Raw genomic sequence first — 22,015 nt, forward strand, 5'->3', positions numbered from 1 at the left:
TGTTGTCGACTGGACAGTACTAGCAGCCAGGCACCCCTTCATGTGTGGACGATTTGCGCAATACCGGACCGCCATAGACTATATCGAGGCACTCAAGACATCGGTTGACTTTGCAGGCGGACTCGACCCCATGCCCATTGGCCGTTACAACGTGGCACCTGGCACCCGGGTGCAATTGCTGCATGAAGAGACCGAAGGCATCCGCTTCGATCCAGTGCCGTGGGGATACGCACCCTTTTGGGCACGTGATCCAGAGTCACACAAGCCCAAGCGGCCTCCTGTCATCAATGCCCGTGTAGAAACAGCGGCCACCAGTAAAATGTTTCGCAGCCTGTGGAAGCATGGAAAATCACTGGTAGCAGCTGATGGCTGGTATGAATGGAAAAAGGATGCCGATGACCCCAAACGCAAGCAGCCTTACTTCATCAAGCTGAAGTCAGACGAGCCGATGTTCTTTGCCGCCATTGGACAGTTTCATCGTACCGACCAACACGAACATGAAGATGATGGCTTCGTCATCATCACGGCGGCTGCCGATGAAGGCATGATCGACATTCATGACCGACGGCCGCTGGTATTGACGCCTGAAGCGGCCCGGGAATGGATAGAGCCAGACCTCTCACCCGAACGCGCCGAGGAAATCGCCCAGGACGGCGCGATCTCTGTCGACCAGTTCGAGTGGTATCCGGTGAACAAGGCTGTCGGCAGTGTTCGTAACGACAGCCCTGCCCTGCTTGAGCGAGAACCCAAACCGTTGGTGTAAGCCAATCAGTAGCCCGACAGCGCCGGGCTTTCGTATTCAGAAGATGTCGAGTGGGTAATCAGCGATCAAGCGGAACTCGTTGACCGACCCGCCCGTCGAGGCAGCGCCACGGTGCCATGCCTGACGAACGCGCAGGGACAGATCCTTTGCCGGCCCCTCCTGAACGACATACTTGGCCTCCAGGTTGGTTTCACGCTCTTTGTCATTATGATCGTAGGCATAACCTGTTACCGCACCCGCCTCGTCTCGGGATACGTAGGCACCGCCAGCGTCCGCATGAGTACCGTCGATGTCATAGCCATAGATGTAGCGGGCCATGAAGCTCAGCCCTGGCACGCCATAGGACGTCATATCCAGATCGTAACGCGCCTGCCAGGACTTTTCATTCGGTGCGTTGAAGTCAGACCACTGGATCGAGTTGGCCAGGAAGATCGAGTCACCGCCGCCGCCTGCGCCATTGTTGCCGAAGCCTACGTAATCAAAGGGCGTATCGCCGTGAATGCGCTGGTGCGCCAGCGTAAAGGTATGCGCGCCTAGGTTATAGGCCGCTGCCAGAGACCAGGCCGTGTTACTGATGGAGCCCGCCTCGGCGCGCCCTTCATCATTGGTACGGTAGATGTTGAAGTCGAAGGTTAGCGACTGATCATCCTGCAAGGGCAGCGCATAGTTGACGTTACCGTAGTATTGACGCCAGAGGTCTTGGAATTCCGAGCCATACAGCGAGACACTGAGGTTGTCATTAACCTGATAGGCGCCTCCCAGATAATCAACCTTGCTTGTCTCCACGCCGGCATAAGTAGCCCATAAGCCGCCATCGGTGCTGGTAGAGGTGGGCTCGGTACCCGCCGTGAAATGCCCCAGGTCCAGAGTCAGACCATCGATTTCCTTGCTAATGATGTTCAGACCACGTGCAGTCTGCGGCAATAGTCGGCTGCCACCTGCCGCGAACACCGGGGCCGTCGGCTGCATTTCGCCATACTTCAGAATAGTGTTGGAGATTCGTAGCTTTACCGCGCCGCCAGCCTTTGAATATTCATCCTGGGTTTCGCCACTCGAGTTGACCTGGACATTGCCACTGCCAGCATGTCCATTACCGCCGTCGAGTTTAAGCGCAAGATACCCGAAGGCATCTACCCCGAAACCTACCGTTCCCTGGGTGAACCCCGATTCATAATTGGCGAGAAGACCATAGGACCAATCGCGAGGATCACGCTGGTTATGCGCGTTTTCGTGGTGGCCATCGCCTTTGACCTGGCGATTGAAGTACATGCTGCGATTCAGGAGCTGAAGATGGCTGTCTTCGATAAATCCATTGGAATCCGCTTGACCGGCGAAGGCCATTGTACTGCTGCAAGCCATTAACGAGAGGGTTAGCGTGCTCAGTCTGAAGGTCTTCATCAGGGGTGGCTCTCCTTAAAAATGGTGCACCGTAAAAATCGAGAGGTGCAAGATCTCATTGGCAGTCGAGATTCAATTCATTTGTCGTTTGTCTTTATGGTACGCATCGCTTTCCACGGCTCGGCAATTCAGCCAAAAGCCCGGTGCAGACGACGCGTTGCCCGCTCAGTGTGCCATTAAATTGCGTAGCAAACTAACCTTATAGACACACCGGTGCCGGCCGAGATGTGCTGCCTTAGCAGAGCTAAACGGGACAGTTAAAGCCGAACCCGCTGAATGAACGGGTTGAATCCTCCTCACTACGCCCAAACGGTCACATTTTGCAAAAGCGAAACTGATGGGGCACAAACCAGCTGTCGGCCAAGCGATTTTGTAAGCGCCAAGGCTTGCTGAAAGGCGGACCCACGTCCGTCTGGCGTCTCGAGCCAGAGCCTGCCCCTCTTGCTTTTCCAAAATAGTGATGCCAGACACCCATAACTGGAAATGCGCATGCTGACAAGCCTTGCCGTAAGGTGGCAATTACACATATGGTTACAAGTGCGTGACTCAAAAGAGCCTGATATTTGTAACCAGATACGTCAGGGCCGATTATTCCAACATCGAGTGTGTACCCATGGCGAACAACTCCAAAGGCAAAGCCATCTTCCGGGTTGTCAGCGGCAACTTCCTGGAAATGTACGATTTCATGGTGTATGGCTTCTACGCCACCGCCATTGCCAAAACCTTCTTCCCCGGCGACAACCCCCTCGCCTCGCTCATGCTGTCCCTGGCGACCTTCGGAGCGGGCTTTCTGATGCGTCCTCTAGGCGCCATCTTTCTAGGGGCTTATATCGACCGTCATGGCCGTCGCAAGGGATTGGTCATCACATTGGCCCTGATGGCCACCGGAACCTTGCTGATTGCACTGGTGCCCGGCTATGCCACGCTGGGCGTGCTTGCGCCCATCCTCGTCTTGCTGGGCCGTCTTTTGCAGGGTTTCTCGGCGGGTGTCGAACTGGGTGGTGTATCCGTTTATCTGGCCGAGATTGCAACGCCCGGCCGCCGCGGCTTCTTTGTCAGCTGGCAGTCAGCCAGCCAACAGGTAGCAGTGGTCTTTGCCGGCCTGCTGGGCGTCATGCTCAATCGTCTGCTGTCTCCAGAAGACATGGGGGACTGGGGCTGGCGTATTCCCTTCCTGATTGGCTGCTTGATCGTACCCGTGCTGTTCATCATTCGCCGTTCGCTGGAGGAATCGCCCGAGTTCCAGGCGCGCCACCACCGTCCGACTCTGGGCGAAGTAATCCGCTCCATTGGCAGCAACTTCGGTCTGATCATCGCCGGGATGGCCATGGTCTCGATGACCACAGCATCCTTCTACCTGATCACCGCCTATACCCCGACCTTTGGCAAGACCGAACTGCACCTGAGCGACATCGACAGTTTGCTGGTCACCATGTGCGTAGGAGTTTCAAACTTCATCTGGTTACCTGTGATGGGTTCGCTATCGGACCGGATCGGACGTCGCCCCTTGCTGATCGCAGCAACGGTTCTGGCTATCTTTACCGCCTACCCTGCGCTGATCTGGTTAACAAACGAACCCTCGTTCACCCGTCTGCTGCTAGTCGAACTGTGGCTGTCCTTCCTGTATGGCAGCTATAACGGTGCGATGGTCGTTGCCCTGGCTGAGGTCATGCCGGCTGACGTACGGACTACAGGCTTTTCGTTGGCCTACAGTCTGGCCACGGCGACCTTTGGCGGCTTCACCCCGGTCATCTGTACCTGGCTGATCCATACCCTGGATAACCGTGCCGCACCGGGCATCTGGCTGACGTTGGCGGCCGTACTTGGCCTGACGGCTACGCTGGTTCTGTTCCGCCGCAAGGATCTGCAGGGCGCGGGTCAGCAGGCACTGAGCTCGCAGTAAACTTCCCTGGCAGGGCATGAAACGCCATACCGCTTCATGCCCTGCACGCGCTACCCTCCGCTTGTCTGCCGCTGAGATTCTTTGATTCAGTGTGTGCACCATCCCTTGAATCGCGGGTCGAAGGCCACATTAAAAGGCTGATTATTCAGCATCAATGACCCGACGCCACGATTCCATCATGCCAGCCCGCAAAATACTGCATGATGGACACTCAGGTTGAATCTGATGTCCATGAGGTACGCGTCTGGCGACCTCGCTTTTCTTACGAGGATAAGCAATGCCTGCATCTGTTATTGCCGAGCTTTTACAACAGCATGAACGCGAGTTGTTAGAGGAATGGATCACTGCGCAACGCTCAGCAGGTATTCGTACCGATCTGATTGATGAGGAAACGGTCAAGAGCAACTCCAGAGAAATGCTCAAGCTATTGACCGTTGCGGCTGCCGAAGGCCTGGATGATCTTCATCATGACCAATGGACCCCGGTCAAAGCCATGCTGGATCGTCTGTCTCGCAGCCAGAGCCGGCAGGGGTTCACGCCTTCGGAGACGGCAACCTTCGTTTTTTCATTGAAGGAGCCCCTTTTTGCACGGATTCAGGCGCAGTGCGCCAATCCCGTAGAAGTGATATGGATTGCCAGCAAGTTACTGGACAAGCTCGGCCTGTACTGTGTTGAAAGCCATATGGAAAGCCGTGAGGTCATCATTCGCGAGCAGCAGGAGAGTATGCTGGAGCTGTCGACCCCTGTCGTTGAACTCTGGAAAGGCATCCTGGCCATTCCCCTAATCGGCTCGCTCGACAGCAACCGTACCCAGATCGTGATGGAGGCCCTGCTGGAAAAGATCGTCCAGACCGAGTCCGACCTTGCCATTATCGATATTACCGGCGTGCCTACCGTAGACACCATGGTCGCCCAGCATCTGCTCAAGACAGTGACTGCCGCCAAGCTGATGGGCGCCAAGTGCATCATCAGCGGTATTCGCCCGCAAATCGCCGCCACCATCGTCCATCTGGGCGTAGAGCTGGGTGATGTCGTGACCAAAGCCTCGCTGGCCGATGCATTCCAGATGGCTCTGAAAGAGCTCAACGTTCGTCTCGTTTCTGCTACGGCACGCTAAGGAGCCGCCATGGTAGACAAGATCCCTATTCTCAAAATGGGCAAATACCTGCTCTTGTCCATCCAGGTCGACATGCACGACCAACTGGCCTTGGACCTGCAGGAAGATTTGACCAATCAAATCGTCAAGCACCGAGCCAAGGGCGTGCTGATCGATATCTCTTCCCTGGAGATCGTCGATTCGTTCATTGGCCGCATGCTGTCCCACATTGCCAATGTCTCTCGCATCCTTGACGCCAAGGTCATCGTCGTGGGCATGCAACCTGCCGTCGCAATCACGCTCGTCGAATTAGGCCTATCACTCGACGGCATTGCCACGGCACTGAATGTAGAAAAAGGGATGGCCCGTCTGGAACAGATGGTCGCGGATGATGAACTCCTGGAGCTAGAGCGTGGCGAAGAAAGACATACTTCCGCTGAAGCAGGAGACTGATATCGTCCTCATCCGGCAGCGTGTACGGCAATCTGCCGAGACAGCCAAGCTGGGGCTTGTCTCACAGACCAAGATCGTTACGGCCGCAAGCGAGATTGCCCGTAATGCTCTGATTTACGGCGGCGGTGGCGAATGCGTGATCGAGGATACGATGCGTAACGGCCGCAGTGCCGTTCATCTGGTCATCACCGACCAAGGTAAGGGAATCGATGACATCAGCAAGGCCATGGTGGACGGCTATACCTCAGGCAATGGTCTGGGCCTGGGCCTGAGCGGTGCCAAGCGGCTGGTGGATGAATTCGCAATCGAAAGTGCACCCGGGCAGGGTACACGTGTGGAGTTGTGGAAGTGGCGTTGACCCCATTGTATTGCAGCCAGACATTCTCGGTTTCCGATGTTGCTCACGTGGATGCTGCGCGCCGGTCGGTCATCCGTCATGCCCGCGAACTGACCGATGACGAAGAAGTACTGGGCAAGCTGACCCTTGTTGTCCAGGAGCTGGCACGCAATCTGGTCAACCATGCCGGCGAAGGCGAGTTGTACCTGAGCCATAATAACCATGAGCTGGACCTGATCGCGGTCGATAGCGGTCCAGGCATGGTCAACGTGGCGCAGTGCCTGAGCGACAACTATTCCACCAAGGGTACGATGGGGGCCGGACTGGGGGCGATCCGGCGTATGTCTGATCGCTTCGATATCTACTCGCAGCCGGGCAAGGGCACTATTGTGTTTTCCCGAACGCAACTGGTGCCCTCGCTCCCAGGCAAGCGGTTTGAAGACGGTGTGTTGTGCACCCCGCATCCGCGGGAGGAAGTGTGTGGCGACAGCTGGGCCGTGCTTAACAACCGGATTATGGTGTGTGACGGGCTTGGGCATGGCACACAGGCCAGAGAAGCCAGTGCCAAGGCTCGGGATATATTTCTCAACCACCCCACCGGCCTTCCCCTGACCGAGCTGATGGAGCGCATGCACCGTGCCCTGACAAGTACACGTGGTGCAGCCCTGGCCTTTGCTGAAATTCTACCGGAACAAGGCACCGTCAATTTCTGTGGTGTTGGCAATATTGCCGGCACCCTGATGGCAGATCGGCCGCGAAGCATGGTCTCGGCCAACGGTACTGTTGGCTACAAGATAGGCCGCGTACAATCCTTTTCCTATCCCTGGGATGAATCTACCGTGCTGGTCATGAATTCGGATGGTATCAATTCCCGGGTCAACCTTGCAGGGTATACCGGCCTGCTAGGCAAGCATCCCGCCATTATCGCTGCCCTGATTCATCGTGATTTCAAGCGCTCAACGGATGACGCCACGGCGCTGGTAGTACGTCATGTGTAATGACCGCCTGATTTCTAGCCTGCGTATCGAAAGCGAACAGGACATCGTCTGGTGTCGCCAACGTGCCAAGCAGCTTGCCGATTGGATTGGGCTACCCAGGCTCGACCAGATTCGCGTTGCCACCACGGTTTCTGAGTTGGCACGCAATATCTACCAGTACGCCAGGCAGGGTCGATTCAGCTTTTACATGATGAGTTCTAGTGAAGGACGCCTGAACGGCCTGCGCTTTGAAGCGCAGGACAACGGTGCAGGCATCCAGAATCTGGACGATATCCTTAATGGCAGCTACGTCTCTCAGACCGGTATGGGTGTAGGTCTGCGGGGCGCCCAGCGCCTGATGGATGATTTCCAGATTGACACCTCTTCGAGCGGTACCCGCATCCGCGCCGCCAAATACCTGTCCGTACCCAAGCCCTTTCCCAGCGAGGCGGAGCTGAGTCGGCTGCTGCATCAGCTCACCGACAAGAGTGCGCTGGACCCTTACAAGGAAATGCAGCTCCAGAGCGAAGACCTGCTGGTGACCACCTCGGAACTGCGCGCCAAGCAGCAGGAACTGGAGGACACCAACAAGGAACTGGAGGAAACCAACAAAGGGGTTGTGGCCCTGTACTCCGAGCTGGAAAAGACCGCTCAGGAGCTGCAGGATGCCAGCGAAGCCAAGAGTCGCTTTTTCTCCAACATGACCCATGAGTTCCGGACGCCGATCAACATTATCGAAAACATTTCGAAGCTCCTGATCTCCGGTCAGGACGGACCACTGAATGGAGAACAGTACCGTCAGGTCAAATTCATCAGTGATGCTGCAGCCGAACTCTCAACCCTGGTCAATGAGCTACTGGATCTGGCTGAAGTGCAGTCCGGTCGAATGAAAGTCATGGCTGAGCCGTTCAGCCTGAATGAACTTCTGGAGCGAATCGAAGCCTTTGCCGCCGCGCTTTCGTTCCGCTACGAGAATGTCAGCTACCGGCTCGACCGCCTGCCGGAAGACGTCATTCTGAATACGGACCGGGAGCGTCTGTTCCAGATCCTGCGCAACCTGATTTCCAATGCTTTCAAGTACACGCCCAAGGGTAGCGTGACGATTCGCTGTTTCCGTCCGGACGACCAGCAGATCGAATTCATGGTGGCCGATACCGGGATCGGCATTTCCGAAGAAAACCAGAAAAAGGTATTCGACGAGTTCTACCGGATCAAATCACCGGGCCGGAAGAACATTGAAGGGACGGGGCTGGGCTTGTCCCTGGCGCAGAAGGTGGCCACCCTGCTCAAAGGCGAAATTGATCTGACCAGCCAGGAAGGCGTGGGCAGCAAGTTTTACCTGCGCATCCCGATAGCGCTGGAGGAAAACGCCTCCACGCTCGAGCAGAACGCCCTCGCCGGCATGACGATTCTGCTGATCGACGACAGCGAAGCCGATCGCTATATCGTTACCCGCGCCCTGGAAAGCTACGCCCCGATCATGATTGAGGCTGACAGCGCCAAGGCCAGCATGGACAAGCTCAATGCCGTGCGACCGGATATTATCTTCCTTGACCTCGATCTGCCGGATATCAGCGGTGAAGAGCTGCTGGAGAGCATGGACTGGTCCATGCACCGTCGCGTCCTGGTCAACACGGCCAAAGCTCTTAATGATGAAGAGCTGGCCCGTCTCAGACCCTATTGCCATGCCATTCTGCAAAAATCCCAACCTGGGTATCTTGAGCAGTTGCTCTGTCAGGTACAGAGTTTGTCCAGGAGCTTGAGAAATGAGTGACCGTAAGCGCATCGTCATCATTGATGATACGGATGCGAACCGTTATGTGCTGCGGAAGATTCTGCTGTCCCAGCCTGACTTCGATATTCTCGAGGCCGGAAGCGGCAGTGCCGGCCTCGAGCTGATCAACGATCAGACCAGCCTGGTGATCATTGATATCAACCTGCCAGACATGAGCGGCTTCGAACTGATTCAGGCCATTGAAAAGAAGCTGGACCAGGACAAGATGCCGGCCATTATCAATATCTCGGCCACGTTCGTCAGCGGCAAGGACAAGGCCATGGGGCTCAACCAGGGCGCCCAGGCCTACCTGACCCACCCGATCAACCGGGACGAAGTCCTGGCTACCATTTCGTCCCTGCTCAAATCGAGCACTCGTCTGGCGAGCATCGAAAACCAGCGCAACGTCGCCATTGCCCGCAGTGAAAACCTGGAGGCCGAAAAGATCATGCTGGAGCGCTTCATGCGTTCGCTGAACCATGACCTTCGCTCCCCGCTGACTGCCGCGACCATGGTAGCCAGCCTCATGCGTCGCACGCCTGCCCGACGCACCGATGACATGCTGAAGCTGCTCGAGGAAAACCTGCAGCGCATGAATCAGATGATCACGAACGTACTGGATATTTCCCATACCAGTCTGGGTGGCGGCGTTAAGCTACACGGCGAGAGGCTAAATCTGGGTACATTGCTTGGCGAGGCAGTCAGCAACCTGCGTATTCAGATAACGAACGAAATTACGCTAACCCTCAATTCGCCCGAACAAATCGTCTATTGGGACAAACACGCCTTCCTGCGAATCATCGATAATCTAGTCATCAATGCTTCCAAGCATGGCGCTCCAGACACTCGAATTGAAGTCAGTCAGAAAATGTCTGCCGAACGCATTGTCCTATGCGTTCGCAACCAGGGCCGGATGCCTGACGAGGTATTGGTCAACCTGGCAACGCCTTATTTCATTTCCACCCGCAGCGATGATCGCGGCTGGGGACTAGGCCTTCCCATCGTCAAGGCGTTATGTGAAAGCTTTGGCGGCCATGCTGAATTCAAGAATATTGACGACCACGTCGTGGTGGAAGTCCACCTGCCCTCTACGGTGCCATCCACCTGATTGCTGCCCTGCCCACTCAAGGAGCCCCACCGGAGGGCTCCGCAGCATCAGGCGATCACGTCCAAAGCTCGCTCAAGATGCTCATGCAGATAGGGACTGTGCTCGATGCATTTGTCGATAAGAAACTCCGAGCACAGGTCCTGTAGCGACTGCTTGGATGCTGCATATTCTTCCAGCGCCCGCGCGGTACTCCAGTCCTGACCGGCATAGACCAGCGCCAACAGTTCAACCAGTTGTTCGTGGGTCAGGCCGGATATCGCCTCCCGCAAGCGCTGTTCGGCCAGTGTTTCACCAATCAGTGAGCCTGTAGCGGATTCGCCTCCCAATCCCAGGCCTCCCCCCAGCCCGGTACCAAACCCGTCATGGGTAAGTTGGGTACAGGTTGCCAATGCCGCGATAGCTTTTATCTGCTCGCGGCTGAGATATTCGAGTCGCTGCGTCATATCCTTTCTCCTGCTCGATGCACTATTGGACCTCTCCGGATACCCATGGTGCAGCGGCGCTTGAACCCAAAACCTGATCTGAATCAGGTTAGCTACATCACTTGATCCCCAATCGCTTGGCCAGGCGGCTCAGGTTGGCACGGTCAACGGCCAGTTCTCGGGCTACATCCGCCCACCGATGGTGATGCCGCTCGAACGATGCTTCAATCAATTGCTTCTGATAGGTATCTACCGCTTCGCGCAAGGGAAGACTAACAGGCAGGTCGGGCCTTTCAACAGCAGGCGTTATGCCTGCAATGGGTGTTGCAGTGGGCAGATCCAGCGAGCGGCTGTCGATACTCAGGATACGGGGCCGCTCGCCGTGGCTCGACAGCGCCTTGAGTGCGGCGCGACTGATCAGGTGCTCCAGCTCGCGCACATTCCCAGGCCAGTCATAGGTCAATAATGACTTCTGAGCCTCAGGACTCAGGCGCAGGCTACGCAATCCTAATCGCGCCCTGTTCTCCTCAAGAAAGTAGCCGGCCAGCAGCAGTACATCACGTCCACGCTCGCGCAAGGCGGGCACCTTCAGCGGGTACACACTCAAACGATGGTAGAGATCTGCCCTGAAACGGCCAGCTTTTACCTCTTCGGCCAGATCGCGGTTGGTGGCCGCAATGACCCGAACATCGACATGATGCTCACGATCTGAGCCTACCCGCTGTAGCTGACCACTCTGTAGAACCCGGAGCAATTTGGCTTGAGCCGCCAAAGGCATTTCACCCACTTCATCCAGAAACAGCGTCCCGCCATTGGCCAGATCGAACTTGCCGCTGCGCTCGCTGATCGCTCCGGAAAAGGCGCCACGCACATGCCCGAACAACTCGCTTTCGACCAGGGTTTCCGGCAGCGCCGCACAATTGATGCTGATCAAGGGCCGGCGTGCACGGGCAGACTGCGCATGAATGGCTTCGGCCACCAGCTCCTTGCCAACACCGGTCTCTCCCGTCACCAATACGGTCAGGTCGCTATCCCCTACAAGAGCGATCTGCTGCAGGAGCTGCTTGTGTGCAGCACTCTGCCCGATCAGCTCACGGGTTCGAACCTGACCTGCTGCCTGCTTGTAGAGTTCGGCCAACTGGCTTTCATCGGCCACGCGTCGCGTCAAAGCATTGATCCGCTCGGCTGCTGTTACGGTGGCCGAAGCCAGACTGGCAAAGGCTTGCAGCATGTCCAGATCCACAGTGCCGAAACGCGCTTCGTCCAGGGCATCGAGTGTCAGCAATCCCCAGACCTGATCCTGCACATACAGCGGGCAGCCCAGGCAGTCATGGACCTCAAGAGCTTCATGGCCCTCAACCAGACCGTCATAGGGATCGGGCAAGTCGCAGTCTGCTGCAAAGCGGGTCGGCCCTCGATGTTCGATCAGCACCTTGAGCCGCGGGTGCTCACTGATGCGAAAGCGTCGCCCTAACGTATCAGGGCTGAGCCCCTGTACGGCTAGTGGTATCAGTTGATCGCCATCCAGCCTGAGCAAGGCAACGGCATCGCAGGGCAGCAACTCCCGAAGTGCCAGCAATAATTTGCGATAGCGCTCTTGCTCCGGCAGCTCTCGGGACAGGTCGGCGACCAAGGGAATCAGTGCAGACAACAACGGAGCCGTGGTCATTATGACCTCTCATAGAGTCATTTTGACAAACGCATTAAGCAGTCAAAATGACTCGAATCTAGATAACCTATTGATTTTAAAAGCCCTCGCTATTGGCACGCCTCGTGTATTACTAAGATAAAGCCAACGCAGGAGCTAAACCATGTTAACCGCTCAACAACGCACAATCATCAAGTCCACCGTTCCGCTGCTGGAAACCGGAGGTGAGGTGCTGACGACTCACTTCTACAAGATGATGCTCAACGAGTACCCGCAGGTCCGCCCCTTGTTCAACCAGGCGCATCAGGCCAGTGGCGCCCAGCCTCGTGCCCTGGCCAATGGCGTACTCATGTATGCCCGTCATATCGACCAGCTGGAGGCACTCGGCCCGCTGGTGGCTCAGATCGTCAACAAGCATGTCGCCTTGCAGATTCTGCCGGAACATTATCCCATCGTAGGGACCTGCCTGCTGCGGGCTATTCGCGAGGTATTGGGCCAGGAAATCGCTACCGACGAAGTGATCGACGCCTGGGCCGCAGCCTACGGTCAGCTGGCCGATATCCTGATTGGCGCAGAGGAAGATCTGTACGCCACTCATGAAGCAGCCCCCGGCGGCTGGCGTGGCGGTCGCTGGTTTCGTGTTGCCCGCAAGGTGGCAGAGAGTGACGAGATCACGTCCTTTTACCTGGTACCCGAGGACGGCGGAGCCCTGCTGGACTTTCAACCGGGCCAATACATTGGCATGCGCCTGATTCTGGAGGGTGAAGAGGTACGCCGTAATTACTCGTTATCGGCACGCGCCAACGGTCGCGAATACCGCATCAGCGTCAAGCGCGAGGCCGATGGCCGTGTTTCCAATTACCTGCACGATCAGGTAAACGAAGGGGATCGTCTTGAGCTTTTCCCACCGGCAGGCGAGTTTACGCTCAGGCCATCTGACAAGCCCCTGGTCTTCATTACCGCTGGTGTCGGCATCACTCCGGCACTCACTATGTTGGAAGCGGCACTCGAAACCCGTCGTCCCATTACTTTCATCCACTGCGCCCGCGATGCAGGCGTCCAAGCCTTCCGCCCGTGGCTCGAAGCGCAGAAGGCAAAGCATCCTCAGCTACGCTGCTACTTCTGCTACAGCCATCCGCGTCCCGAGGATCGGGGCGATGCAAACGGACTTTTAACACATGCACTACTGGAACAGTGGCTACCCGAGAATCGTGACCTGGATGCCTACTTCCTGGGTCCAAAGCCCTTCATGGCTTTGATCAAGCGTGAGTTGAAAGCACTGGGTGTACCTGAAGCGCAAAGTCACTATGAATTCTTTGGGCCAGCAGCATCGTTGGAAGCCTGAGTAAAGAGGCGGGTCTCAACGGCCCGCCTTTTAATTCACTTTTATTGAATAAAAGGCTCATTATTATTTATTAGATCGATCCCAGGAGGCTCGCTAGGATAAAGAGGCTATTACCTGCGTGCCTATAAAAGCCTCTAATAATCGTGAAAAAAAGACTGCGTTCCTTGCTGCCCTGGTTCAAGCGTTTCAAACCTGTTGCCGTCAAAGCCCCGCCCCGTGAACTGGTCCGTGCCACGCTTGGCGCCTGCCTGGGCATGGTAGCCAGCGTTCTGGCGTGTACTCACTTCTACGGACTCGAGATTGCGCTGCGAATTGCAGCCCCTATCGGTGCATCAGCCCTGCTGCTGTTTGCTGTCTCGTCCAGCCCTCTGGCGCAACCCTGGTCGATTATCGGCGGCAACGTAGTGGCTGCTGGAATTGGTGCGCTGGTTGGCCAGTGGATCGACCATACCCTGCTGGCCGCCGCGGTGGCGATGGCGCTGACCATCGTGACCATGTTCAGCCTGCGTTGCCTCCATCCACCGGGCATCGCAGTTGTCGTGGCAGTCAGCCTGGGCGGACCGGCCTTTCAACAGCTCGGTCTGTACATCATGCTGCCGGTGGCGCTCTGTTCGCTAATCGTCCTGGCAGGTGCCCTGATCTACAACAACCTGACTCGCCTGCCCTACCCGAAAGCTCCGGCGCCAGCCGCCAATCCGCATAACACGCGAGACCCGCTTCCGTCGCAGCGTGCGGGCTTTACGACGGCAGATCTTGAGCTTGCCATGAAGGAGTTTGGTGGCTTTGTCGACATCACTCGAGACGACCTTGAGTCCCTGGTCCGTCAGACCGAGCGCCACGCCTTGAGTCGTAGCATGGGCGCCATCACCGCCGCTCAGATCATGTCGCGGGACCTACAGATCGCCCATCCTGACACGCGGCTACAGGATGCCTGGAATCTGCTGGAATCTCATCACCTGAAAGCGCTGCCGATTCTTGATGAGGCAAAGCATCTGGTGGGCATCGTGACCCTGGCCGACCTGTTCAAGGCCATCGAGCCGGGCTCGCCGAACGCGCAGGGTAATCCAGGCGATATCCCGCTTGAGCGCTTTATGACACGCCATGTGCAATGTGTGCGGGATACCACCCATATCGTGGAGCTGGTGTCACTGCTTTCAGACAAGGGCCTGCATTACCTGCCTGTCCTGGATGAGCCGGGCAACCTGGTCGGCATCATCAGCCAGACCGACCTGATCGCTGCGCTCTACCAACGCTGGTTGAAGAACGTACTGACGCACCGTGAGGCGGCCAATCAGCGCGCCTCCGAGGAAAGCGCCGCCTGATTCAGAGGGCGCATGGTTAAGGCCATGTGTCCTCCCGGCCTTACCCCTCCCAACGCTGGGACCAGTCTGCGTCCTCACCGATCACGTCTCGCAGCAACTGGATCGCATCCTGAAGCACGGGCGTTTCCTTGTCCCGCGAGTACACCAGATACGTGGGATAAGTAAACTCCGGTGCTCGTTCTATCCGCTGCAGAATGCCGTTATCCAGATAGCTCTGGACGACGCGCGTCCTGAAATATCCTGCACCTCCATTCTGTACAAGGTACTGCAAGGCCAGAGGCCCCAGACTGAAAGAAAGCGCTGCTTTCGCCTTTTCGGGCATGGCTGCGTCGTGCTGCTTGCGAAAGGCCTCGCCCCAATCAATGTAGATGTAGGGCTCAGGTTGAGCTACCGAGCAGACCTGAATCAACTTTTCCTCCAGCACCTGCTCGACCTGCATTCCTGGCCAGTATTCCGGCTGATAGACCAGTGCCGCATCCAGCACGCCTTGCTCTACCTGCTGTTGCAGACGACTGCTGTCGGCAATCTCAGCCCGTACCGCGTAGCCAGGCAATGCCTCCCGCAAACGCTTTACCCAATTGAGGATCAATGGATTGCTCAGGCTGACCTCCCCGCCTACCGTGAGCAGATTGCGAAACCCCTCCGGCAGCGGCAGGTCCCGCCGCGCAGCGTCCCACGTCTGTACCAGCTGACTGGCATATCCGGCAAACACCTGACCATCTGCCGTCAGCCTCGCACCCGCCCGGTTACGCACAAACAGCCGGCACTGAAGCTGAGCTTCCAGATTCTGTACCCGCGCCGTGACCGCGGTTTGCGTCACATGCAGCCGTTCCGCCGCAGCCAGAAAGCTTCCAGTCCGGGCAATTTCAAGAAAGGTACGGGCCAGTTCAAGATCCATGGGTATCCGATTATCGATAAGCGAGCCGTCAGTGTAGCCATGAACTCAGGCTGTATGCAGTTCTGCTTCGCGCGAGGAGGACTCCTGGCGGAACACCGAGGGCGACACCCCGGCCAGCCGCTTGAAGAACCGCGTGAAATACGCCGGTTCGGAAAAGCCCAGCAGATCCGCAATCTGGTTAACCGTAAGGCCCGTGTAGATCAGGTTTCGCTTAGCCTCAAGCAACAGCCGTTGATGGATGACGCCCAGTGAGGTCTGTCCGCGCAGCCGCCTGCAAAGCCCATTGAGATAGGCCGGTGTGATACCCAACGCCTTGGCATAGGCCTCGATAGGCCAGTGATTGCTGTAATTCGCCTCTACCAGCTGGGAAAACGCAGTCAGGTAGGACTGACCCCGCTCGGGCCGCTCCTGGGCGTCGCGCACCATCACCTGCCGCCCCAACCATACCGCCAACACCCCAACCAGTGATTGCAGGAGCAGGTCCCGCGCCGGCGCCGAGGAGCTGTACTCATTATTGATCGCGGCAAACAGCGTGTGGATGTAACGCCGCTCTCGTCCGACCTGATAAAGCGCAGGCTGGCTGAAGGTCTGGGTCTGCCCGCCCAGATGCTCCTGCAGCCGGGAAACCAGGGGCATCGCCAGGGTGAGAATAAAACCGTCGATGTCCTCCGAGAACCGAAATCCATGAATGCAAAAGGCAGGCACCACCTGGATGGCGGCATCATCGATCCGGGTCTGCTGCCCATCCACATTAAGCTCGGCCCATCCCTTTCGCACATAGAGCAGTTGCACCAGATCGGCATGCCGGTGCAACTGAATCTCCCAATCGTGCAGGCTGCTGCGCTTGGGGATGGACTCGCAATGCAGCAGGTCCGGTGTAGGCCATTCCAATGGGTCGCCATAGAGCATGAACACCGGAATATTCGGCACGGGCGGTTTCATGGTGGACCTCGTTCTTATGCAAGGGTGTTTATAAAAGTCCAGAACTTCCTACGTAAAGTGCCTTCTCGCCCGGCAATGATCAACCAAAAATACAGGCGACGCAGATAAGAACGCACGCTGGCCACCCCTTCGCCGGACGTGACGACACAATAAGCGAGAGACCATAACAATGAAGACACAAGTCGCCATCATCGGCGCCGGTCCATCCGGCCTTCTCCTGGGTCAGCTGCTGCACAACGCTGGCATCGACACCGTTATCCTCGAACGTCAGAGTCCTGATTACGTGCTGGGCCGCATTCGTGCCGGCGTCCTCGAACAGGGCATGGTCGACCTCCTGCGCGAGGCTGGCGTCAGCGAGCGTATGGATCGGGAAGGCTTGGTCCACGATGGATTCGAGCTGGCGTTCGAAGGTCGCCAAGAGCGCATCGACCTCAAGACGCTTTCCGGTGGCAAGACGGTCATGATCTACGGCCAGACCGAAGTCACCCGAGATCTGATGGAGGCACGTAAGGCCAGTGGTGCGCTTAGTATCTACGAAGCCAGCAACGTACAGCTTCACGAGCTGAAAGGCGAAAAGCCCTATGTGACCTTTGAAAAGAATGGCGAAACCGTACGCCTGGTCTGTGACCATATCGCCGGGTGCGATGGCTATCATGGCATCTCGCGCCAGTCGATTCCGGCAGACGCGCTCAAGACGTTCGAACGGGTGTATCCCTTCGGCTGGCTGGGCGTCCTGGCCGACACCCCACCGGTGAACGAAGAGCTGATCTATGCCAACCATGAGCGCGGCTTTGCCCTATGCAGCATGCGCTCCAAGACGCGTACCCGCTATTACGTGCAGGTTTCCGCTGACGAGAAGGTCGAGGACTGGTCCGACGAACGCTTTTGGGATGAACTCAAACAGCGCCTGCCGGCCGAAACCGCTGCCAGACTTGTTACCGGCCCCTCTATCGAGAAAAGCATCGCGCCTCTGCGCAGTTTTGTGGTCGAGCCCATGCAGTATGGTCATCTCTTCCTTGTCGGCGATGCGGCGCATATCGTTCCACCCACAGGGGCCAAGGGGCTGAACCTGGCGGCCAGCGATGTCTGCACCCTGTATCGGATTTTGACCAAGGTCTATCACGACGGCCGTACGGATCTCCTACAACGCTATTCGGAGGTCTGTTTGCGCCGCGTCTGGAAAGCCGAACGTTTTTCCTGGTGGATGACATCCCTGCTTCATCGCTTTCCTGATACCGATGACTTTGGCCGCCGCATCCAGCAGACCGAGCTGGATTATTTCCTGGGTTCTGAAGCCGGTAGAAAAACCATTGCCGAAAACTATGTGGGTCTGCCTTATGAACCGATCGAGTAAGGCGACGGCAGCCAAGCTCTGGTAATCTGGCCGTCTTGACCCACGCCCGTAAAGCGCATCCACTCGGCTGCGTTTTACGCTGCACGCCAGGACTGTCCATGCCCAGCACCTACCTAGAACAATTATCTCAGGAAATTCAGGCCAACGTCCGCACTGCGCTGGCTGAAGATGTAGGAACCGGCGACATCACCGCCCAGCTCATCCCTGCCGACCGCACCGCCAGGGCCACTGTCATTACCCGCGAAGACGCCACCCTCTGCGGCACCGCCTGGGTCGATGAGGTGTTCCGCCAGATCGATTCCACCGTAAAGGTTGAATGGCAGGTTCGGGACGGGGAACGGGTCATGGCCGACAAGATTCTTTTTACCCTGTCAGGCCCCGCCCGCTCCCTGCTGACGGGCGAGCGAACAGCGCTCAACTTCCTGCAACTGCTGTCAGGCACAGCGACTCGCTGCAGTTACTACGCAGACTTGGTCAGCGGTACTCAGGTCCGCCTGCTGGATACGCGCAAGACCCTACCCGGCCTGCGGCTGGCACAAAAGTATGCCGTTACCTGTGGCGGCTGTCATAATCACCGCATTGGTCTGTACGATGCCTTTCTTATCAAGGAAAACCATATTGCGGCCTGCGGTGGTATTGCTCAGGCGGTCGAGACGGCGCGTCGTATCGCCCCCGGCAAGCCGGTTGAAGTAGAGGTTGAGAACCTCGCTGAGTTGGAGCAGGTCCTGGCCACAGGCGCTGAAATCGTCATGCTCGACAATTTCTCGCTTGAGGATATGCGCGAGGCCGTAAGAGTCAATGCGGGCCGCACCAGGCTGGAGGCGTCGGGCGGTATCAACGACACGACCATTCGCCCAATCGCCGAAACCGGTGTCGACTATATTTCAATAGGCACGCTGACCAAAGACGTCAAGGCACTGGATCTTTCCATGCGCCTGGCGCTTTGATCATATGCCTCCTGTTGTTCACTGCAGGCCGGTTCGCTGGCCCGCAGGCTTTATCAAGGAACCTTTGTGAGCCATCGCTACCTTGTCATCGATAGCAGCGCCTTCACCAGCCCACAGCTGGAAGCCTACCTGTCTGCACGTCCCAAGAACCGTGTCATCATTTCCGACAGCACGGCCGTACAGCTCTTTCAACCCGAGCAATGGGTAACGGCCCGTAACGGATTATTCAAGCAGTACAAAGATCGCATCTTCTTTTCAGATTCCAGCGGGCCAATTCTTCAGGCCGAGCTGGAAGGACGCAAACCCAGCATCCTCGCCGCGCCGTTGACGCGAGCCTTTAACGCGACGATTGCCGCCGAAGGCGAAGAAGAAGCCCGGCAATTGGCATACGTCCACAAGAACCTGCTGGATATCGAAGACGAATACCTGGCCAACCGCAAGGTATTTCTCAACACACTTATTACCCATATGAGCAAGGCGCTGCAGGATAATCCTGCCGTTACTCAGGACCGTGAGGCAGCCATTCACCTGGCAGCCGCTACGGCTCAACGTGGTCTCGCCAAAGGGTTCTCTCCAAGCCTGCTTGACGCGCCCTACAGTGTGTTTCTCAAGGCCTACCCTCTGGCAGCCCGCTATGTTGCCCTGCTTGCCTCGCTGCTGGTCGAGCATATCCAGGCAACCGGTACGGCTGCCAAGGTGAACGCAACGGCCATTATCGAAACCTTTACGCAGCGGGATAACGTGCTGATTGCCAGCCTGTTCGACGGCCTGTTGAGTACGGATGAGAATACTAACGCTGCCTTCGCCGCGCTCAAGCAGACCCTTGCAGTGCTCAGCAAGGTAGGCGCCCAATCCGTGCATTAACGTCTGGAATGCCCTTGGAATCGGTGGCTTCTGCAGCAGCGGCAGAGGCCACTGATAAATTGATCAAGCTCACACTTTAGAACTTTAGCCGTTAACGCTTCAAATCCTCTTCGCTGGTCCGCCTCGCGCTTCCTGTGCGTTTTTCGTCCACGAAAATATCTGTCCCGAACATCATTCATAGCTCTGGTTAATCGTTGACTCATCGTCACTTAGCCGCGCCAATTATTTTTATAAGCGCCTTCGCCATATTTTTGACAGCCCTGAATTAATCATTCCAAATAGCTATTATTGCGACTAATCGCCGCTCTATGACGGCCTTTTCACTGCCATTTTTTTCCTCAAGCCAAACGCTAAGCCGTCGATACGCCAAGCACAACGACAGCATGCGCTGCAGAAATCACCTCGGTGCTTAAACGACTGTCACGGCTTATCCAGCGCAACACAGCAGCTGGTAATTGATTTATTCAATATTGGGGAAACTTTCATGAACCGCTTTGAATCCATCGCACGACTCAGACGCCTCTTTCGTGGTGCAGTACAGGGGCTGCTGCTCTCTGCTTCTGTGGCTACGCTATCCGCTACAGCCCAAGCGGATGATTTAAGCGTCGGTCTGGTTGGCTTGAACATGTCGGGCGCTGGGTTTGCGGCCCATGTTCTACCCGGCCTCAACAACCGCAACTACATTTTCCCTACGGAAACCCATTTCAAGGATTGGAGCGAGAGAGGCGTTCGCCTGATTCGCTTCCCTATTATCTGGGAGCGCCTACAGCCCAAGCTCTACAACATGCTCGATCCAGACTATGTAGGGCTGATCCAGCAGACCATGAACTATGCACAGAAATACAATGTGCGGGTCATTCTGGACCTGCACAACTATGCGCGCTATCGCGGTGAGCTGATTGGTACAAAGAACGTGCCGTATGCGGCCTACCACGACGTGATGTACCGCATCGCCTTTCGTTGGGCCAAGCACCCTGCCCTCTACGCCTACGACATCATGAATGAACCCAACGGTGCGCTCGATTACTGGCCGACCGCAGCACAGCATGGCATCAATGGCGTGCGTACTGTGGACAAGGTCAAACCCATCATTGTCGAAGGCAATGGTTGGGCGGAGGCAACCCGCTGGGCGCAATGGAACGATTCGCTGCTCAATCTGAAAGACCCGTCCGACAATCTGATTTTCTCGGCGCACACCTATTTCGATAACAACTCCGGTGGCACCTACGAGACCGTGGACGTCAGCACACTGGACCCCATGTATGGTGTGGCGCGAGTGAAGCCTTTCGTAGAATGGCTGAAAAAGCATGGCAAGAAGGGTTATATCGGCGAGTTTGGCGTCCCGGACAATGATCCTCGCTGGCTGGTACTGATGGACAACATGTTGGCCTATCTCAGACAGAACTGTATCCCGGCAACCTATTGGGCGGCAGGTCCTGGCTGGGGTAACTACAACCTGGCGGTTGAGCCCGTGAATGGACAGGAACGCCCGCAATGGCCGACGCTCAAGAAATACCTGAGCACACCTAGTCAGTGCATACAAATAGGCCCGAATTGATCGGGCCTATGGAAATGGGGCCTGCTTGAGGCCCCATTGGCTTACTTGGGCATCGTTTTCGAGGTCACGTACTTGCTCAGGACTTCATTGTCATCCAGCGCATGAACGTCGGAGGCGACCCACAATTTACGCTCGATCCCCTGGGCAATCAGATGTGCGACAGCCGCTTCGATAGCCGACAGCACACAAAGCTGAGCCGGCTCGTTGGTGGTATAGCCAGACTCTGCCTCTAGTAGCTTCTTGAACTCGACGAACTTGTAGACATCCGCCGAGCGACCAATCGAGAAGATGGTCTTGGATGTCATCACGTTCGCCAATACCTGTCCGCCACGTACATCGATGGCGCGCAGATTGACCGTCACCTGATCGACCCGGTATTCCTGGGACGCACCGATTCCCAGGTAGCGAGCGCCTTCGCCGCCGCTGCGAATATTGGTGTCGTAGGCAACGATGCCACCCTCCAGCAGGATGTTGGCTGCCTGCAGTGAAGGGAGCGGCTGCTGAATGTTTTGTGGCGTGTTGGGCTTGCTCTGGGTCGCCCGGATGATCTTGCGCTCGGTCAGAATGTTCTGCAAACCCTCACGCTCCAGCACCACGAACCAGCCGCTGGCCTGGAGTGCATCGACCAACATGCTGGCGCCACCCTGGGTGACGGCGGTAGAGAACGAGCTGGCCGGGCTGGGCTTGTACTGGCCGGTCTGGTCACGGAACCCATAGACGGCCGCAACAAGCTTGCCTCGCGGCGCCGGCAGATTCAGCAGATCGTAATAGGTAGAAGCCCGTGGGGTCAGTGTAGGTTGGGCATTTTGTTCGGCGGGCATGGGGTCACGCACAGAACATCCCTGCATCAGCATCGCGCACAGCAACGCTGACGACATCATGAGTCGTTTCATAATGGCTATTCCT

The 22,015-nt window shown here is 56.8% G+C and carries 20 protein-coding genes; 14 read left to right on the forward strand and 6 right to left on the reverse strand.

The features are described from left to right. Positions 1 to 40: 40 nt before the first annotated feature. Positions 41 to 763, forward strand: a complete 723-nt coding sequence (locus tag JQR86_RS13400) for an SOS response-associated peptidase family protein (RefSeq protein ID WP_122044823.1) — start codon at positions 41 to 43, stop codon at positions 761 to 763. Between the two features lie 36 nt (positions 764 to 799). On the opposite strand, the gene JQR86_RS13405 is transcribed toward JQR86_RS13400, so the two are convergent. After that, complete coding sequence (locus tag JQR86_RS13405; protein ID WP_219652812.1) at positions 800 to 2,161, reverse strand: OprD family porin; 1,362 nt, start codon at positions 2,159 to 2,161, stop codon at positions 800 to 802. 613 nt (positions 2,162 to 2,774) lie between these two features. Here JQR86_RS13405 and JQR86_RS13410 point away from each other — a divergent pair. The 7 genes from JQR86_RS13410 (at position 2,775) to JQR86_RS13440 (ending at position 9,809) form a co-directional block, all read left to right on the forward strand. Then, entirely contained in the window at positions 2,775 to 4,064 is a 1,290-nt protein-coding gene (locus tag JQR86_RS13410) for an MFS transporter (RefSeq protein ID WP_010797540.1), read from the forward strand. 277 nt (positions 4,065 to 4,341) lie between these two features. Beyond that, positions 4,342 to 5,181, forward strand: coding sequence for an STAS domain-containing protein (locus JQR86_RS13415; RefSeq protein ID WP_407363033.1), 840 nt, complete (start codon positions 4,342 to 4,344; stop codon positions 5,179 to 5,181). 9 nt (positions 5,182 to 5,190) lie between these two features. Then, entirely contained in the window at positions 5,191 to 5,613 is a 423-nt protein-coding gene (locus tag JQR86_RS13420) for an STAS domain-containing protein (RefSeq protein ID WP_010797538.1), read from the forward strand. Next, positions 5,573 to 5,971, forward strand: coding sequence for an anti-sigma regulatory factor (locus JQR86_RS13425; RefSeq protein WP_010797537.1), 399 nt, complete (start codon positions 5,573 to 5,575; stop codon positions 5,969 to 5,971). The genes JQR86_RS13420 and JQR86_RS13425 overlap by 41 nt, the downstream gene beginning before the upstream one ends. After that, positions 5,962 to 6,948 (forward strand): SpoIIE family protein phosphatase, encoded by a 987-nt coding sequence (locus tag JQR86_RS13430; RefSeq protein WP_434153713.1) that lies wholly within the window; start codon positions 5,962 to 5,964, stop codon positions 6,946 to 6,948. Before JQR86_RS13425 ends, JQR86_RS13430 begins: the two co-directional genes overlap by 10 nt. After that, on the forward strand, positions 6,941 to 8,701 hold the full coding sequence (locus tag JQR86_RS13435) for an ATP-binding response regulator (RefSeq protein ID WP_407363031.1): 1,761 nt from the start codon (positions 6,941 to 6,943) through the stop codon (positions 8,699 to 8,701). The genes JQR86_RS13430 and JQR86_RS13435 overlap by 8 nt, the downstream gene beginning before the upstream one ends. Next, on the forward strand, positions 8,694 to 9,809 hold the full coding sequence (locus tag JQR86_RS13440; RefSeq protein ID WP_407363030.1) for a hybrid sensor histidine kinase/response regulator: 1,116 nt from the start codon (positions 8,694 to 8,696) through the stop codon (positions 9,807 to 9,809). The genes JQR86_RS13435 and JQR86_RS13440 overlap by 8 nt, the downstream gene beginning before the upstream one ends. A 47-nt stretch (positions 9,810 to 9,856) precedes the next feature. Here the strand turns inward: JQR86_RS13440 and JQR86_RS13445 are convergent, their stop codons facing one another. Next, positions 9,857 to 10,252: a hypothetical protein gene (locus JQR86_RS13445; RefSeq protein ID WP_074827693.1), complete on the reverse strand. Its 396-nt coding sequence runs from the start codon at positions 10,250 to 10,252 to the stop codon at positions 9,857 to 9,859. 97 nt (positions 10,253 to 10,349) lie between these two features. Then, positions 10,350 to 11,900: a nitric oxide reductase transcriptional regulator NorR gene (gene norR / locus JQR86_RS13450; RefSeq protein ID WP_407363029.1), complete on the reverse strand. Its 1,551-nt coding sequence runs from the start codon at positions 11,898 to 11,900 to the stop codon at positions 10,350 to 10,352. A 142-nt stretch (positions 11,901 to 12,042) separates the two neighbouring features. Between norR and hmpA the strand changes: the two genes are divergently transcribed. After that, entirely contained in the window at positions 12,043 to 13,224 is a 1,182-nt protein-coding gene (hmpA, locus tag JQR86_RS13455) for an NO-inducible flavohemoprotein (protein WP_434153714.1), read from the forward strand. A gap of 143 nt (positions 13,225 to 13,367) precedes the next feature. Further along, complete coding sequence (locus tag JQR86_RS13460; protein ID WP_434153715.1) at positions 13,368 to 14,546, forward strand: HPP family protein; 1,179 nt, start codon at positions 13,368 to 13,370, stop codon at positions 14,544 to 14,546. Positions 14,547 to 14,586: 40 nt separating this feature from the next. Here JQR86_RS13460 and JQR86_RS13465 read toward each other — a convergent pair whose 3' ends face one another. Both JQR86_RS13465 and JQR86_RS13470 read right to left on the reverse strand, forming a co-directional pair. After that, complete coding sequence (locus JQR86_RS13465; RefSeq protein ID WP_434153716.1) at positions 14,587 to 15,444, reverse strand: LysR family transcriptional regulator; 858 nt, start codon at positions 15,442 to 15,444, stop codon at positions 14,587 to 14,589. A 45-nt stretch (positions 15,445 to 15,489) separates the two neighbouring features. Then, on the reverse strand, positions 15,490 to 16,386 hold the full coding sequence (locus JQR86_RS13470; RefSeq protein WP_010797528.1) for a helix-turn-helix domain-containing protein: 897 nt from the start codon (positions 16,384 to 16,386) through the stop codon (positions 15,490 to 15,492). A gap of 169 nt (positions 16,387 to 16,555) precedes the next feature. On the opposite strand from JQR86_RS13470, the gene pobA reads away from it, so the two are divergent. From pobA to JQR86_RS13490, 4 genes are all read left to right on the forward strand, one after another. Continuing rightward, positions 16,556 to 17,740 (forward strand): 4-hydroxybenzoate 3-monooxygenase, encoded by a 1,185-nt coding sequence (gene pobA / locus JQR86_RS13475; RefSeq protein ID WP_434153717.1) that lies wholly within the window; start codon positions 16,556 to 16,558, stop codon positions 17,738 to 17,740. A gap of 98 nt (positions 17,741 to 17,838) precedes the next feature. Then, entirely contained in the window at positions 17,839 to 18,687 is an 849-nt protein-coding gene (gene nadC / locus JQR86_RS13480; protein ID WP_434153718.1) for a carboxylating nicotinate-nucleotide diphosphorylase, read from the forward strand. A 66-nt stretch (positions 18,688 to 18,753) separates the two neighbouring features. Next, positions 18,754 to 19,551: a hypothetical protein gene (locus JQR86_RS13485; protein WP_434153719.1), complete on the forward strand. Its 798-nt coding sequence runs from the start codon at positions 18,754 to 18,756 to the stop codon at positions 19,549 to 19,551. A 484-nt stretch (positions 19,552 to 20,035) separates the two neighbouring features. Then, on the forward strand, positions 20,036 to 21,109 hold the full coding sequence (locus tag JQR86_RS13490) for a glycoside hydrolase family 5 protein (protein WP_010797524.1): 1,074 nt from the start codon (positions 20,036 to 20,038) through the stop codon (positions 21,107 to 21,109). A gap of 41 nt (positions 21,110 to 21,150) precedes the next feature. On the opposite strand, the gene JQR86_RS13495 is transcribed toward JQR86_RS13490, so the two are convergent. Further along, positions 21,151 to 22,002 (reverse strand): CsgG/HfaB family protein, encoded by an 852-nt coding sequence (locus tag JQR86_RS13495; RefSeq protein WP_010797523.1) that lies wholly within the window; start codon positions 22,000 to 22,002, stop codon positions 21,151 to 21,153. Between the last annotated feature and the right edge of the window lie 13 nt (positions 22,003 to 22,015).

Origin of the sequence: Pseudomonas sp. JZ134, from assembly GCF_051027695.1 — a bacterium.
Classification (GTDB): domain Bacteria; phylum Pseudomonadota; class Gammaproteobacteria; order Pseudomonadales; family Pseudomonadaceae; genus Chryseomonas; species Chryseomonas luteola.